The 14,396-nt window shown below is 66.4% G+C and carries 13 protein-coding genes; 5 read left to right on the forward strand and 8 right to left on the reverse strand.

What is annotated here, in order from left to right; genetic code table 11:
- Window positions 1–46 precede the first annotated feature (46 nt).
- The 4 genes from VIL42_04880 to VIL42_04895 all read right to left on the reverse strand — a co-directional run bounded on the left by VIL42_04880 (window position 47) and on the right by VIL42_04895 (window position 5,390).
- Complete coding sequence (locus VIL42_04880) at window positions 47–1,846, reverse strand: hypothetical protein (protein HEY8592186.1); 1,800 nt, start codon at window positions 1,844–1,846, stop codon at window positions 47–49.
- A 79-nt stretch (window positions 1,847–1,925) separates the two neighbouring features.
- Window positions 1,926–3,440, reverse strand: coding sequence for a glycosyltransferase family 39 protein (locus tag VIL42_04885; GenBank protein ID HEY8592187.1), 1,515 nt, complete (start codon window positions 3,438–3,440; stop codon window positions 1,926–1,928).
- Window positions 3,441–3,450: 10 nt separating this feature from the next.
- Entirely contained in the window at window positions 3,451–3,873 is a 423-nt protein-coding gene (locus VIL42_04890; protein ID HEY8592188.1) for a GtrA family protein, read from the reverse strand.
- Complete coding sequence (locus VIL42_04895) at window positions 3,873–5,390, reverse strand: NAD(P)/FAD-dependent oxidoreductase (GenBank protein ID HEY8592189.1); 1,518 nt, start codon at window positions 5,388–5,390, stop codon at window positions 3,873–3,875. The genes VIL42_04890 and VIL42_04895 overlap by 1 nt, the downstream gene beginning before the upstream one ends.
- Before the next feature lie 151 nt (window positions 5,391–5,541).
- On the opposite strand from VIL42_04895, the gene VIL42_04900 reads away from it, so the two are divergent.
- Window positions 5,542–6,111 (forward strand): calcium-binding protein, encoded by a 570-nt coding sequence (locus tag VIL42_04900; protein ID HEY8592190.1) that lies wholly within the window; start codon window positions 5,542–5,544, stop codon window positions 6,109–6,111.
- A gap of 30 nt (window positions 6,112–6,141) precedes the next feature.
- Here the strand turns inward: VIL42_04900 and VIL42_04905 are convergent, their stop codons facing one another.
- From VIL42_04905 to VIL42_04920, 4 genes are read right to left on the reverse strand one after another with little or no spacing between them, the layout of a single operon-like run.
- Window positions 6,142–7,416 carry a cyclopropane-fatty-acyl-phospholipid synthase family protein gene (locus VIL42_04905; protein ID HEY8592191.1) on the reverse strand — a complete coding sequence of 425 codons (1,275 nt, stop codon included), beginning with the start codon at window positions 7,414–7,416 and terminating at the stop codon, window positions 6,142–6,144.
- 47 nt (window positions 7,417–7,463) lie between these two features.
- Window positions 7,464–8,312 carry an oxygenase MpaB family protein gene (locus VIL42_04910; GenBank protein HEY8592192.1) on the reverse strand — a complete coding sequence of 283 codons (849 nt, stop codon included), beginning with the start codon at window positions 8,310–8,312 and terminating at the stop codon, window positions 7,464–7,466.
- 4 nt (window positions 8,313–8,316) lie between these two features.
- Window positions 8,317–9,492, reverse strand: a complete 1,176-nt coding sequence (gene rlmN / locus VIL42_04915) for a 23S rRNA (adenine(2503)-C(2))-methyltransferase RlmN (GenBank protein ID HEY8592193.1) — start codon at window positions 9,490–9,492, stop codon at window positions 8,317–8,319.
- 18 nt (window positions 9,493–9,510) lie between these two features.
- Window positions 9,511–10,005, reverse strand: coding sequence for a hypothetical protein (locus VIL42_04920; protein HEY8592194.1), 495 nt, complete (start codon window positions 10,003–10,005; stop codon window positions 9,511–9,513).
- 189 nt (window positions 10,006–10,194) lie between these two features.
- Between VIL42_04920 and VIL42_04925 the strand changes: the two genes are divergently transcribed.
- The 4 genes from VIL42_04925 (at window position 10,195) to VIL42_04940 (ending at window position 14,357) form a co-directional block, all read left to right on the forward strand.
- Window positions 10,195–11,565, forward strand: a complete 1,371-nt coding sequence (locus VIL42_04925) for a glycosyl transferase family protein (GenBank protein HEY8592195.1) — start codon at window positions 10,195–10,197, stop codon at window positions 11,563–11,565.
- On the forward strand, window positions 11,562–12,425 hold the full coding sequence (locus tag VIL42_04930) for a hypothetical protein (GenBank protein ID HEY8592196.1): 864 nt from the start codon (window positions 11,562–11,564) through the stop codon (window positions 12,423–12,425). The genes VIL42_04925 and VIL42_04930 overlap by 4 nt, the downstream gene beginning before the upstream one ends.
- A gap of 253 nt (window positions 12,426–12,678) precedes the next feature.
- Window positions 12,679–13,593, forward strand: coding sequence for a sulfite exporter TauE/SafE family protein (locus tag VIL42_04935; GenBank protein ID HEY8592197.1), 915 nt, complete (start codon window positions 12,679–12,681; stop codon window positions 13,591–13,593).
- Between the two features lie 44 nt (window positions 13,594–13,637).
- On the forward strand, window positions 13,638–14,357 hold the full coding sequence (locus VIL42_04940) for a TIGR02186 family protein (protein ID HEY8592198.1): 720 nt from the start codon (window positions 13,638–13,640) through the stop codon (window positions 14,355–14,357).
- Window positions 14,358–14,396 lie beyond the last annotated feature (39 nt).

Here is a 14,396-nt window from a genome sequence, read left to right on the forward strand (position 1 = left end):
CCAACCACCCGGCTGCCGCCGCGCATGCAGCGTCGAACGCCGGCGGTCAGCCTTTTGCCGTGACCGGGACGCGGGGCTTTACCTCCCACACGCGCAGGAACTTGAGCCCGTCGATCTTCACCGGCGCCAGCCAGGAAGGCGCCTTGCCCTTGCTCAGCGCGGCGGCGAGCCCCTTGGGGCCATTCCCGGCCCACCAGCCGGCCTCGGCCGTACCGGGGCAGAAGACGACATAGCGGATGTGCCGCCGGGCGATGATCTCGTGCTGGTTCTTCTCCGGCCCGACGAACAGCATGATCATGTCGCGGATGCCGGTGACGTTGCGATGGTGGCCGCTGCCGATTGCCGTATGCGGCGTCTCGGCGATGATCGCCGGCGTGATGTCGAGCGGCGATGCGATGATGCTGGCCGGCAGCGCATTCAGATGCGTGATCTCGCTCTGGCGCGCGCATTCGGCGCCGAAGTCGGGCTCGTTGCCGCTGTCGGGGTCCTGCGGCATCGTCGCCGCCGGCACGGCATAGGCCGGCGCCATGATGCACAAGGCTCCCGCAGTTGCGAGCACTCGCTTGGGCATGCGCGGGACGGCGCGCGCCCGCGACAGGGCGAAATCGCACAGGAAAGCGGTGCCCGGCAGGCTGACGACGCTCGCCAGCGTCGCTTCGCGAGTCACTGCGATCGAAACCAGGGTCGCGGCGCCCAGGAGGAAGGCGAACGCGCCCCACAAGCGCCGCTCTTCGCCCTCGGTCTTCCACATCGCGAACAGCGCCGCGGCCAGACCGACGACCTGCTGCGACATGGCCACCGCCATGTCCTTGAACGCCAGGTTCCAGACCGGCTGCCCCTCGTCGACGGCATTGTACCACATGCGCGTGACCAGCGGGTCGAGCGCGTCGAACGGCTTGATGAAGTGGGGATCGACCGAGAAGATCGCCGCGGTCGCAAGCACGGCGATCGCGGCCAGCGCGGCAAAGCGGCGGCGGATGGCCTCGAACCCGCTGCGGATCACCAGCAGCCCGCAAAGCGCCGCCGCAGCGAAGGCTGCGAGATGGCCGCCATTCAAGGAATCGTGGTGGATGACTCCCCAGGTCGCCGGCAGGTGCGTCGCGCCGAATAGCAACGAAGCCGAGGCCGCCAGCGACAGGAGATAGGCCTTCAGCCGCTCGGTCGCGGTGGCGTCCAACAGCCATTGGAGCGCGAACAGCGCCGCCACCGCAACGGCAAACGGCAGGGCCTCGACCGAGATGTTGAGCCACAGGCCGATGCCGACGCCCGCGAGCAGTCCCGACCGGCGCTTGTTCCCGTCGAGCGCGGCAAGCACCACGACCAGCGCCAGCACGATCTGCCACCCATGATGGTCGATCCGCATTGATCGCATCTGCGTCATTGCGCCGAGCGACGCCGGTGCGCCGATCGTCGCGAGCAGGGCCATGCGCGGCGTGCCGAGACGGAGCGCGATCCGGTAGACGAGGACCATCGCTGCGCCGAGCGTCAGCATAGGCACGATCACCAGCGCTGCGGTCTCGGCATGATATTGGCCGACGAACGGGCGGAACAGCAGGACCACCGCGGCGATCGGCAGGTCGACAAAGCGCGACCAGTGCATCGGCCCGCCGTAGGGCGGATTAAGCCGGTGCTGCGAAACGTCGAACCAGCTCTGCCCCGCCAGCCAGTCGCGCACCTGCAGCAGGCGCATGGCGTCGTCCGGATCGGGAAAGGTGCGGTCGGAAAGGTCCGGGAAGGCGCTGACCGTTTTGGCGAGCGCAACCACCAGCCAAATGACGAACAGCATCTTCAGCTCGCGCGAAAAAGTGCTGCGGGGCTGTGCTTCACCGCTCTCTTGCGAAGTCATTCTTGAACGAACCTTCCCCCACGCGGGCTGCGCCCGTCGATCGATGGGCGGATGGTGAAGAAGATTGGTTAGCGGACGGTTAAATCGCCGCGCGGCCGGACAGACGCACCGCGACGCAGCCGTCGAAGCCGACAGGCTCTGCGCCGACTGCGACCAGGTCTTTGGCGGCTTCGGAATTGCAGCTGACGGCAAGGCCGCCGCCGACAAGCTGTCCACGCCGTTCGACGCGCGCAATGTTCATGTCGCGCCGGCTCCAAAGCAGCGCGTAGAAGTCGAACTGGGGCGCGTAGGCGCGGATGCCGCTGACGTCGAAACCGGGCTCCACCACGGTCACTTGCCGGACGCCGCGGTCGTGAAGCGTGGTGAACAAGCTGCCGTAGCTCGCCTCAGGATAATAATCCTGCTGCGGCAGGAGCTCATAGCGAAGGCGGCCTGCCGTTACGCATGCGCACAGCACAGTGATCGCCAGCAAGGCGTTCGCCGGGTTGAGGAGGGCGCCCTTGTCCGAACCGACGAAGCGGGGAAGACGATCGGCCATGGCGATCGCGCAAGCGATGGCGAGCCACGGCAGCGCGGGCGCCATATATTGGATCAGCCGCGTTTCGGGCAGGCTGATCAGCACGATCTGGGTGACGACGCAGCACAGCGCGAACACCAAAGCTTGCCGCGAGCGGCCCTTGCGCCCGAGGAGGCCCAGCGGCGCCAACATCGCCAGCGGCCCGGCGCTGAACATCCAGTCGTCGGCAAGCTCCTGGAAGTAAAACCAGGGCGAACGCTGCATAGGCCCGAGCTGGGCCTGATATCGCCCGGCGAAATCGTTGAACCAAACCGCAGCGAGATAGCCGGGCGCCGCAAGCTCACGCGCGACGTAGAAGAGCAACAGCGGAAGGGCGGCCGCAACGACCATCAGCACGTACCGCGGATCGCGTAGCGCACGCCCAAGTCGGCGCGTCAGCAGCAGGTAAACGGCAACCCCGGCCCCGGGAACGAAGGCCGCGATCGTCTTGGTCAGCGCCGCTGCGGCGACGAGCGCGCCGATCAGGATGAGCAGCCGCGTCGAGGGCCGCCGCCGGTGCACGGCGAAGAACAGCAGCGCCAAATAGGATGTGGTGAAGAAGACGAGCAGCGCGTCAAAGTCAGCTGCGCGCGCGCCATGGCGTCCGAAGAAGGCGACGCTGGTGCTGAGCAGAAACACTGCGAAGGCTGCCGCGACCGTGGAGTGGGTCACCCGGCCGACGAAGGCATAAACGACCAGCAGTGTACCGAGCGCCCCCACCATCGACGGCACGCGAAGCGCGACTTCCGAAGGGCCGAATAGCCAGATCGAGGCATTCATCAGCCAGATCATCAGCGGCGGCTTGGTGTTCCACAGGTCCGGCGCGAAGCCGTAGGTCGTCACCAGGCTCCACCCGCTGTGGTACATTTCGAGCGCGTTCACCGCGAGGCGCGACTCGTCCCACAAATAGATGGGCGGCACCCGCGCATCGACGAACATGAACAGCGAGCACAGCAGCAGGAGTGCCGCCGGGACCGCCCAGCCGGGTAACGCGCGACCTTTGGCCGGCGCGGCTGCGATTGCTTGGGAAGCCTGCATGGCCTTGCGCTTAGTGAACGGCGAGCCGGTCGGACCGAAACACGATCCAGCGCCGCGCCAGCCAGGTCAGGGTAAAGCTCGCGCCGACCGCAACGGCCTTCGTTACGGCGAGGTTGATGCCGAGCGCGTCACCGGCGCTGACGATCCCCGTCGTCAGTGCAAGGCCGCCGAGCGCGGAAATGACGAACAGCATCTTCTGGCGCGTGCGCGCCGGCCCCCGTTCGGCAAGCTCATGCGCGAACACCGCGCGGCTGCTGATCAGCCAGTGCGCGGCAATGCCGATCGCATAGCCGACTGCCGCTGCAACGCCCGGCTGCGCGCCCGCGGCGACCAGCGAGAAGAAGCAGCTGGCGTCGACGCCGAGGGCAATGCCGCTCGCCGCGACATAGCGCAGGAACGTGTCGTTCCACAGCCGCGTGGCGACAAGCCGCATCAGGCGGCCTTCAGGCGCTTGGGCACCAGCCGCTCGGAAGCGAGCGCGGCCTGTTCGCCTTCATCGCCGCTCTCGTGATATTCGGCGTCTTCGTTGACCGCCCAGATATCGTACGTCTTCCGGCCGGCGATGATGTTCCGGACGGTCAGCATCGCCGTCATCATCGCATGGTCCTGGTTGTTGTAGCGGTGCATGCCGTTGCGGCCGATCAGGTGCAGCGTCGGATAGGCGGTCTCCAGCTCGTCGCGGATCGCCTCGACATTCTCGCGATACTGGTCGTCGTAGACGGGATAGGCCTTCTCCTGACGAACCACGACGCCGCCCACGACGTCCTTGGGATCGCACAGGCCGAGGATCGCCATTTCCTTCTTGGCGAGTTCGACGAGGTCCTCGTCTTTCGACGCCCACAGCCCGTCATTCTCGAAGCAGAAATATTCGAGGCCAACGCAGGCTAGGCTCTCGTCCGGCACCATTTCGGGCGACCAGCTGCGGTAGTTTTGGATGCGGCCGACCTTCACCTTCGAATCGTGGATGTAGATCCAATTGTCGGGGAAAATGTCTTCCGAACGGATCATCAGCGCGACGGTCAGGAAGTCGCGATATTTGAGGTCGTAGGCGCGCGGCATTGCCTTGGGCAGCGGATGGATGCGGCTGACGAGCTCGCGGATCGGCGCCGATGAAATCACGTGCGCGGCGCTGATGATGACGGTCTTGCCTTCACCCGTGGTGGCGGCAACGCGCCAGCGATCGAGCTTATGGTCGAACGACAGCTGCTGAAGCGCGTGGTTCATCAGCACCGTGTTGCCGTTCTCAACGACATAGTCGCGCGCTGCATCCCACATCATGCCGGGACCTTTCCGCGGATAGCGGAAGGTCTCGAGCAGGGTCTTCGTTTCCATGCCGTCGTTCGGCTTCTTGTTGAGGCCGAGCGAGCGCTTCATGCCGTCGAGCACCGCGCCCCCGAGGCTCAGCCCCTTGATGCGCTGGGCCGCCCAATCCGCGCTGATCTCGTCGCACGGCATGCCCCAGACCTTTTCGGTGTAGGTCTTGAAGAAGATGTTGAAGAGCTGCTGGCCGAACTGGTTGATCGTCCAGTCCTGGAAACTCTTCACGTCCTTGTTGGGGAACAGCTGGGCATAAGCGTAGGACGCCATGCAGCAGGTCGAACGCCAGATGCCGAGGTTGCGAAGCGCCTCGAACCCGCGCAGCGGATAAGAATAGAATTTGCCGTCGTAGAAGATGCGGCTCATCCGCGGGCGCTGGATGAAGTCGTCCGGCAGGATCTCGTTCCAAAGGTCGACCACTTCGCGCGACTTCGAAAAGAAGCGGTGGCCGCCGATGTCGAAGCGGAAGCCTTCGTGCTCGACGGTGCGGCTGATGCCGCCGACGTAGACGGGGTCTTTCTCGATGATGATGACCGAGTAACCGGCCTTGGTCAGCTGATAGGCGGCGGTGAGGCCCGCAGGTCCGGCACCGATGATTGCGACATCGGCCGCGGCTTCGCTCGTCTTTGGCATTGCTTTCCCCGTCGAAGTGACGGGAACAAGGTGAGCAGGAAGTTCTAAAAGCTGGTTAACGCCGCGGTCACTTCTTTGCCCGCGCTCCATTCAATCCGCCGACAGGTTCGCTCTGCTAGGAGCCGGTCAACGTTTTCCACGAGGTATCCTTATGAAAAAGCTACTGATCGGCGGTGCTGTTGCCGCTGCAATCCTGGGCGGCGGCGCCGCGGTCGCGCAGAACGCTGCGCCCGTCCGAGCCAATGCCAAGCCCATGGCCCGAGCCGATGTCCAGGCCCGCGTCGCGACCATGTTCGCGCGGGTCGACGTCAACAAGGACGGTTTCATCACCAAGGCCGAGGCCGAAGCGATCAAGGGCCAGGCGAGCGGCCGCAGGGCCGAGCGGATGCAGGCGCGCCAGGCTGGCAATCACGCCCGCCGGTTCGACCGCATCGACGCCAACCATGACGGCATGATCACCCGCGCCGAGTTTGACGCGGCGCACCAGGGTGCCGGCAAGGCGATGCACCGGCGCGCGATGCGCGGCGGCGCGGCAGGCTTCGGCGGCCGCATGTTCGACCGCGCCGACGCCAACAAGGACGGGCGGGTCAGCCTCGGCGAAGCGCAGCAGGGGGCACTTGCTCGTTTCGACCGAGCCGACCTCAATCGGGACGGCACCGCCACGCCTCAGGAGCGGCAGCAGTCACGCCAGCTGCGCAAGGCGCAGCGGACCGCGAGCTAGAAGGAAAGGCCCGGCACACGCCGGGCCTTTTCATTTTGAGGCCGTTGTGGCGCTCCGCTTCCGCTTCGCGGCGGTTTTCGCCGGCTGCGGAGCGGCCTTGCGGTAGCACGCTTCGGCTTCCGCAATATAGTCGCGGGTGATCGGGATCGCCCGGCGGTCGCGGATATATTGCACCTGGTAATTGCACATCGCGCCATTCTCGAACGCGACGATCCCGCCCGCGAGATAGAATTCCCACATGCGGAAGAAGCGGGCGTCGTACAATTTCTCGATCTTCGCGCGGTTCCTGGTCGCGCGCTCCAGCCAGGCGCGCAGGGTGTAGCCATAATGGAGCCGCAGCGTTTCCACGTCGCTGACGATCATCTTCACCTTCTGGCTCGCTTCGCACATCTGGGCGAGGCTCGGGATGTGATAGCCGGGGAATATCCACTTGTCGGTGAACGGGTCGGGGAGCCCGTGGCCGCCGAGCTTGCCGATGGTGTGCAGCAGCATCACCCCGTCGGGTTTCAGCAGCTCCCGGCATTTGGCGTAGAATTCGTCATAATGTTTCGCGCCCACATGTTCGAACATGCCCACCGAGACGATGCGGTCGAACTGTTCGGTGACGTTGCGATAGTCGATCAGTTCGAACTTCACGTGGTCTGACACGCCGGCCGCCGCGGCCCGCTCGCGCGCTTTGCGGATCTGCTCCTCCGACAAGGTGACGCCGAGCACATCGACGCCCGCCACCTGGTGCAGATAGATCGCCATGCCGCCCCAGCCGCAGCCGATGTCGAGCACGTGCTGTCCCGGCTTCAGGTCGAGCTTGGCGGCAATATGCGCCTTCTTGTCGAGCTGCGCCTGTTCGAGGCTGTTGTTCGGGTCGCTGTAATAAGCGCAGCTGTACTGCCAGTCCTCGTCGAGGAAGAGCTCGTACAGCTCATTGCCGATGTCATAATGGTGGGCGACATTCTTGCGCGCCTTGCCGGTGTCGTTCCGGCGGAAGAAGCGCTTCACCCAAGTCGCCTTGCCGCGCCCCAGCGCCTTGCGTCCGACGCCGGCTTCCCACGGCTTTGCGGCGATGATCATTTCGAGCAGGTCGAGGATCGATCCGTCCTCGACCGTCACTCGCCCGTCCATGTACAATTCGCCGAAGCGCAGGCGCGGGTTGCGGAAGATGTCGAAGGCGACGCGCTTGTCGTGAAGCTTCACCGTCACATGCTTGCCCCCGCCGGGGCCGTGCGTCGCCCGGCTTCCGTCGGGCGAGATGATCGTGATGCTTCCAACGGGAAGGATCTGGTCGATGAAGCGGCCGATCAGGGACATTGCGAACCTCTCCTCTGCGCCCGACCTGCCACGCGCACGGCCACGCCTCAATCCCCGCGGCGGTAACGCTCGCCGGCAAAGGCCCACCGGATGGTGCCGGCAATGCCGAATGTCGCGCCGCGTACCACCGGCTGGAGCAGCGGGCGCGAAAGGCCGTGCATGGCCCGGGCGAACGGCGGCAGCAGATCGACGGCGGCATTCATCAGCAGTGACTGAACCGGCGCAGCCGTTGCCGATTGTGGGGGCGCCCTGAGCACGAGGTCCCGAAATGCGCGCGTGCGGTCGTCGGCGACCAGCTCTGCTCGGAACTCGCGGATCAGCCGTTCCGCTTCCGCCCGCGTCCGCGGCACGGGATCGGCGTTGAGCAGCCGCGCGACCTCGCCGGTTTCGGCGAAATAGACATCCTGGTCGGCCATGCTCATCCGCGGCTCGGCGTAGCGCCGCCAACCGTCGAGGAAGTTGATGGCGCCCGCGACATGGACCCAGGCGAGCAGGCGCGGATCGGTTGCCCGATAGGGCCCGCCGCCGGGTAAGGTGCCGCTGACCTGCTCGTGAATCGCATTGACCTTGGCGATGGCCTTCAGCGCGTCGTCCCGATGTGCGTAAGTCGTCGTCGCGATGAACCGCGCCGTCCGCCGCAGCCGCCCGATCATGTCGTTTTGAACGTCGCTGTGATCCCAGACACCTGCAAGCGCCTGTGGGTGAAGCATCTGGGTGAGCAGCGCGGCGATACCGCCGACCATCATCGAGGTGACATCGCCGTGGACGCGGCGGATCACCGATCCCGGCGGGAACAGCGCCTGGTCCGACGCCGGTACCGGCCGCTCGCCCCTGGCCTTGTCGTTGAAGGTGTTGCGGACCTGCCGGACCAGCAAGTGGCGGACCGGCGACAGCATGCCCCTAGGCGGCTTCCCGGCTTCGCCGCCGCCGCTCGGCCGCGGTCTTCAGCTGGCCGCAAGCGGCATCGATGTCGCGACCGCGCGGCGTTCGCACCGGCGCCGAAATACCGGCTTCGAAAATGATGTTGCTGAACGCCTTGATCCGCTCGTCGGTCGAGCACTCATAAGGCGCCCCGCCCCACGGGTTGAACGGGATCAGATTGACCTTCGCCGGCAGCTTATAGTGACGGATCAGGCGAACGAGTTCGCGCGCATGCTCGTCGCTATCGTTCTTGTCCTTGAGCATCACATATTCGAACGTGATGCGGCGCGCGTTGTTCGCGCCGGGATAAGCGGCACAAGCCTCGAGCAATTGCTCGATCCCGTACTTGCGGTTGAGCGGCACGATCTCGTCGCGGATTTCCTTGGTCACCGCGTGCAGCGACACCGCGAGATTGACGCCGATCTCGGCGCCCGCGCGCTCCATCATCGGCACGACGCCGCTGGTCGACAGCGTGATCCGCCGCCGCGACAGGCCGAGCCCGTCGCCGTCCATCACAATCTTCAGCGCGTCGCGGACATTGTCGAAATTGTAGAGCGGCTCGCCCATGCCCATCATGACGATGTTGGTGAGCATCCGGCCTTCCGGCTGGCTCGGCCATTCGCCGAGCGCGTCGCGCGCCAGCATCACCTGACCGACGATTTCCGCCGGCTCGAGGTTGCGGACCAGCTGCATCGTTCCCGTGTGGCAGAAGCGGCAGTTGAGCGTGCAGCCGACCTGGCTCGACACGCAGAGCGTTCCCCGGTCCGCGTCGGGAATGAACACCATCTCGAAATCATGCCCGTCGTGAGTCTTGAGCAGCCACTTGCGGGTGCCGTCGGACGATACCTGGGCTTCCACCACATCCGGGCGCGAGATCACGAAATGCTCGGCGAACCACGGCCGCTGCGCCTTGGCGATATCGCTCATCGCGTCAAAGTCGCTGACCCCGCGATTGTAGATCCAGTGCCAGACCTGCTTGGCGCGAAGCTTGGCCTGCTTGCCCTCCAGCCCCGCCGCCTCGAAAGCGCCACGGATCGCATCCTTGGACAGGCCGACCAGGTCGACCCGGCCGTCGGCGCGCGCGGTCGCCGGCCTGGGCACGGGCACAGGGTCGATGGCGCCGGGGATCGGCATCAGGTTGGTGTCGGCACTCATAGCGAGGCGCCTATCTAGTTATCGCCGCTGGATTTTGCCAGCGCAGGCCGCGGCTGCCGCATCGATCGCCGTTGCCGCGCCTTCGAGGCCATAAGGGTCGATGAAGCGCCGCCCGTCGCCATCCCTCGCCTCGACCGTCATCCCCGTCGCATTGCGCAGCGCGGCAATGATCGCCTGGTCCTGCCGCGGGCTCTCGCTCCAGGCGTAATTGCCGCGGGTGGTGAGGAGGAATGGCTGGCCGCCGACACGCAGCATCACCGTCGCGCCGGCCCGCGGCATGCGCCGAAGCCGCGCGTGAAATTCGCCCCAGCGGCGGCGGTCGGCGGAAAACGTGAAACCGGCGACGGCCTGCACTTTACCCTTCGCCGCGACCCGCGCCGATCGCCCGATCGCCTCGCAGGTCGCGCCGCGGTCGATCGCCGCCCACGATCCTCGCGCCATGATGACGGTGCCGCGCGCCCCGGCGAACGCCGGGAGAGCCATCAAGAGCGAACAGGCGACAAGTGCGCGCATGTCGGGGACGCTAAACGCCGCGGCCGCCGACGCCAACTGCCAGCAGCAAGCGCCACTCCGGATGAATATTGTTGTTTAACTTTCGCTATGTCATTGGCGGTTCTGCTCGGTTTTGGATGATTCGCCAGGGGAGGCGTCATGAACCGGGTCCCATTCAGCCGCACCGCGCCCGAAGTTTAGCGCCTGACCATGGTGCTTGCCGAACTTGTCAGCCGCATTGCGGCCGAACTCGCCTTGTTCGCGGGAATCGGTTTCCTGCTTTTTGCGGTCAACGACCTGCTCGTGGACTTGATTTACTTCGGGCGGACGATCTGGCGCTCGCTGGCCATTTACACCCGCTATCCGCGAGCTTTCGCAACTTCGCTGCCCGGCAAGCAGGATCCAGGGTTCATCGCGATGTTCGTTCCGGCCTGGGACGAATCCGCGGTCATCGCGTCGATGCTGCGCGCCACGGCAAAGCGGCTCGACTATCCCAATTACCGAATATTCGTCGGTTTTTACCGCAATGATCCGGCGACGGAGGCGGCAATTGCCTCAGTTCGCGACAAAAGGATCGAAGCGGTGGAAGTCGAGCGGGACGGCCCGACCACGAAGGCGGATTGCCTCAACGCCCTGTACGATGCCCTGATCGCTTACGAGGTGGAGACCGGCAAATCCGCGGCTGCGGTGGTCCTCCACGATGCCGAGGACGTCGTCCATCCGCTCGAGTTCAAATTGTTCGACAGCCTCGGCGACCGCGCGGTCGTGATCCAGCTTCCGGTCCTGCCCCTGCCGGACCCGACCTCGCGCTGGGTCGCCGGACATTATTGCGACGAATTCGCCGAGGTTCACGTCAAGGAGTTGGTCGTGCGGGAGGCAGTCGGCGCCGCGATCCCGCTCGCCGGCGTCGGCTGCGCGATCAACCGCAATGCGCTCGCCCAGCTTGCCGCCATGCAGGAAGGGCGCCCGTTCGCCGGTGCCAGCATGACCGAGGATTATGAGCTCGGCCTTCGTCTCGGTGCGCTGGGCCTCAAGACCATGTTCGTGCGCCTGCCCGCCGCGCCCGGGCAGCGCGGCGTGGTCGCCAGCCGCGGCCACTTCCCGTCAACGCTGGGCGCGGCCGTGCGGCAAAAAGCCCGCTGGCTTGGCGGCATCGCTTTGTCCGGCTGGGACCGGCTCGGCTGGAGCGGCGGCATCGGCGAACGATGGATGCGCCTGCGCGACCGCCGCGGGCCCATCGCCGCGCTGCTGCTGGTCGCCGGCTATGCCGCCGCATTCCTATGGTCGCAGATCTGGGTCGCCGAAGCGCTCGGCGCGCCGATCGAGGCGCGGCTCGATCCGGCCATGGTGATGCTGCTGACCGTCACCGGCTGGCTGCTCGTCTGGCGGATCTTCATGCGCGCTTGCTTCACGGCTTATGCCTATGGGTGGCGCGAAGGCTTGTTCTCGATTCCGCGCCTCGTCGTCGGCAACGTCATCGCGATGCTCGCCGCGGCGCGCGCCATTTCGATCCACATCGGGGGCGGCGCCAAGCGCTGGGACAAGACGCGGCACATCTTCCCGGTAGAGCTTCCGCGGTGAGCCCGTCGCTCAGGTTCCTTGGCCTCGCCGTGATCGGCTGGGCGGGCTTGCGGGCAGCGACGCTCAGCGCGCTGCCTGGCGCCGAGCTGTTCCGCATCGACCAAAGCGAAGCCAAGGCGCCGGCGATCATGGCGACGCAATTCCCGCCCATCGAGCCGCTTGCCGCGGCACCGCCACAGCTCGACCCACAAGCATTCACCCCGTCTTCCGGCTCACCCGTCATCTATTACCAGATCGCGGCGCCGCCGACGCGCAGCGCTGCTTTCCCCGCGCTCGACAGCCTCCGTCCCACACCGCAGCCCAGCTTTTATGCGCCGATCCCGCGCCTCGACGAATGGCCGCTGTCGCGGATCGCCGCTTCCGCCTTGCCGCCGCTTCAATCCAGGGTAGTCGAGGCGCCGATCAGCATCCCCGAAGCGCTTCAGCCCAAGAAGCTCGACCGGCTCCAGCTGACCTCATGGGCGATGCTTCGCTCGCAGCGCGCCGGCGTCGCCGGAACCCCGTCGCTCTCCGGCGGCGGCTCGCTAGGCGCCAGCCAGGCCGGCGCACGGCTGATGTACAACTTCTCGCCGCAGGTCGCCGCGGTGCTGCGCAGCTCGTCCCAAGTCGGCCGGCGCGGCGGGGAACTGGCGGCCGGAGTCCGCGTACAGCCGCTGCGCAGCTTGCCCGTCTGGCTGACGGCCGAACGGCGCCAGCGCATCGGCCGCTATGGCGGCGGCACCAGCGCCTTCGCTATCTTCTTCGAAGGCGGGCTCTACGGCCAGTCGATGCCGATGGACTTCCTCCTCGACGCCTACCTCCAGGGCGGCGTCGTCGGCGCCCGCGGCGCGACAAGTTCATCGACGGCGGCTTCACCCTGACGCGCCCCGTCTACAAGCAATTCTCCGCGGGATTCGGCGTCTGGGGCGGCGCGCAGCCGGGCGTCTACCGCGTCGATGTCGGCCCGCGCGTCAGCATGCGCGTGCGCGACAATGTCCGCGTCCATGTCGACTGGCGGCAGCGCGTCGCCGGCAACGCTCTGCCCGGCTCCGGCCCCGCGCTGACGCTCGCCGGCGACTTTTAACCCCCGGCCTTGGCCGCGGCTCGGCTTTGCGGCTAGGCTCCCGGGCGCCGATGCACATCTACCTCCCCATCGCAGGTCAGTCGGTCAATGCGCTGCTGATCGTGCTGCTCGGCCTCGGCGTCGGCTTGCTGTCCGGCATGTTCGGGATCGGCGGCGGCTTCCTGACGACGCCCTTGCTCATCTTCTACGGCATCCCGCCGACGGTCGCGGTCGCATCGGCAACGACGCAGATCACCGGCGCCAGCGTGTCGGGCGCGATGGTCCACATGCGGCGCGGCGGCGTCGATTTGAAAATGGCCGCGGTGATGATCGTCGGCGGCTCGCTCGGCTCGGTCGTCGGCGCCGCAATTTTCCGAATGCTCCTCGCCAGCGGTCAGGTCGATGTCGTGATCGCCTTCATCTACGTGATCCTGCTGACCTTCATCGGCGGACTGATGCTGAAGGACGCGGTGATCGCATTGGGCTGGGTCGAGCGGCCTCCGCCGGAGACAGCCGAGCCGCGGCGACGCCACCGCTGGGTCACGACATTGCCGTGGCGCTGGCGCTTCGAAGGGTCCGGCCTGTTCATCTCGCCCGTCGCGCCGCTCGCCATCGGCTTCCTCGCCGGCATCCTCACCGTTCTTCTCGGCATCGGCGGCGGGTTCATCCTGGTGCCGGCGATGATCTACATCCTCGGCATGCCGGCCCGCGTGGTGATCGGCACCAGCCTGGTGATGGTGCTGGCGGTCAGTGCCGCGACGACCATGATCCATGCGGTCACCACCCGCGCGGTTGACATCGTCCTTGCCGGCCTGCTGCTCCTCGGCGGCGTCGTCGGCGCCCAATATGGCGCGCTCCTCACCACCCGCCTCAAGCCCGACTACCTCCGCCTCGCGCTCGCCATCATCATCCTGCTCGTCTCCCTCCGCATGTTCCTCGGCTTGTTCTGGCGGCCGGACGAAATCTTCTCGATCGAATATCTGTGACTGCGCGCTCGCTAAGCCTCCTTCTCGCCCTCGCCGCGCCGCTGATGGTCGGCGCGACCAAGCCGGTGCTGGTGCCGGACATCTCGGCGAGGCAGGTCCAGATCCGCTACAGCTTTTCCGGTGCTCAGCTGCTGCTGTTCGGCGCCATCGTTTATCCCGGCGGCCGCACCCCCGACCGCCCGGCGGACGTCGCGGTCGTTCTTCGCGGCCCCGTCCAGCCAATCCTGATCCGCGAAAAGCAGAAGATTGCCGGCGTCTGGATGAACGCCGATTCCAACCGCTTCCGCTCGGCGCCCAGCTTCTACGCCGTCGCTTCGTCCAGGCCGATCCCGCAGCTCGTCGACGAGCGCACCGCCTCGATCTACGAGCTCGGGATCCACAATCTCCAGCTTTCGCCCGGCGGCGGCGCGCTTCCGGAAAAGGAGCGGCGCTTCGAGGCCGGCCTCATCGACCTGCGGACCCGCTCCGGGCTGTTCGCCGAAAGCCCCCACGGCGTCGAGATCACCGACGGCATCCTCTACCGCGCCGTCATCACAATCCCCAGCCAGGTGCCGGTCGGGACCTACACCGCCGAAACCTTCCTGATCGACCGCGGTAAGGTGATCGCCGCCGCCACGCGCGAGATCCAGATCAGCAAGTCAGGCTTTGAGCGCGACGTCGCTTTGGCCGCGCGCCGCCACCGCTTCCTCTACGGCCTCGCCTGCGTCGCTTTGTCGCTCGGCCTCGGGTGGGCCGCCGCCGCCGCGTTCCAGCGCCGCTTCTAGACCCTTCCCCTAAGTTAATTTTAACCGCTCCTCGCTAAC

It is taken from the genome of Sphingomicrobium sp., assembly GCA_036563485.1.
GTDB lineage: Bacteria > Pseudomonadota > Alphaproteobacteria > Sphingomonadales > Sphingomonadaceae > Sphingomicrobium.

Coding starts and splice junctions, on each gene's coding strand:
- VIL42_04880 (HEY8592186.1), bottom strand. CDS start 1,846: ATGACTTCGCAAGAGAGCGGTGAAGCACAGCCCCGCAGCACTTTTTCG.
- VIL42_04885 (HEY8592187.1), bottom strand. CDS start 3,440: ATGCAGGCTTCCCAAGCAATCGCAGCCGCGCCGGCCAAAGGTCGCGCG.
- VIL42_04890 (HEY8592188.1), bottom strand. CDS start 3,873: ATGCGGCTTGTCGCCACGCGGCTGTGGAACGACACGTTCCTGCGCTAT.
- VIL42_04895 (HEY8592189.1), bottom strand. CDS start 5,390: ATGCCAAAGACGAGCGAAGCCGCGGCCGATGTCGCAATCATCGGTGCC.
- VIL42_04900 (HEY8592190.1), top strand. CDS start 5,542: ATGAAAAAGCTACTGATCGGCGGTGCTGTTGCCGCTGCAATCCTGGGC.
- VIL42_04905 (HEY8592191.1), bottom strand. CDS start 7,416: ATGTCCCTGATCGGCCGCTTCATCGACCAGATCCTTCCCGTTGGAAGC.
- VIL42_04910 (HEY8592192.1), bottom strand. CDS start 8,312: ATGCTGTCGCCGGTCCGCCACTTGCTGGTCCGGCAGGTCCGCAACACC.
- rlmN (HEY8592193.1), bottom strand. CDS start 9,492: ATGAGTGCCGACACCAACCTGATGCCGATCCCCGGCGCCATCGACCCT.
- VIL42_04920 (HEY8592194.1), bottom strand. CDS start 10,005: ATGCGCGCACTTGTCGCCTGTTCGCTCTTGATGGCTCTCCCGGCGTTC.
- VIL42_04925 (HEY8592195.1), top strand. CDS start 10,195: ATGGTGCTTGCCGAACTTGTCAGCCGCATTGCGGCCGAACTCGCCTTG.
- VIL42_04935 (HEY8592197.1), top strand. CDS start 12,679: ATGCACATCTACCTCCCCATCGCAGGTCAGTCGGTCAATGCGCTGCTG.
- VIL42_04940 (HEY8592198.1), top strand. CDS start 13,638: ATGGTCGGCGCGACCAAGCCGGTGCTGGTGCCGGACATCTCGGCGAGG.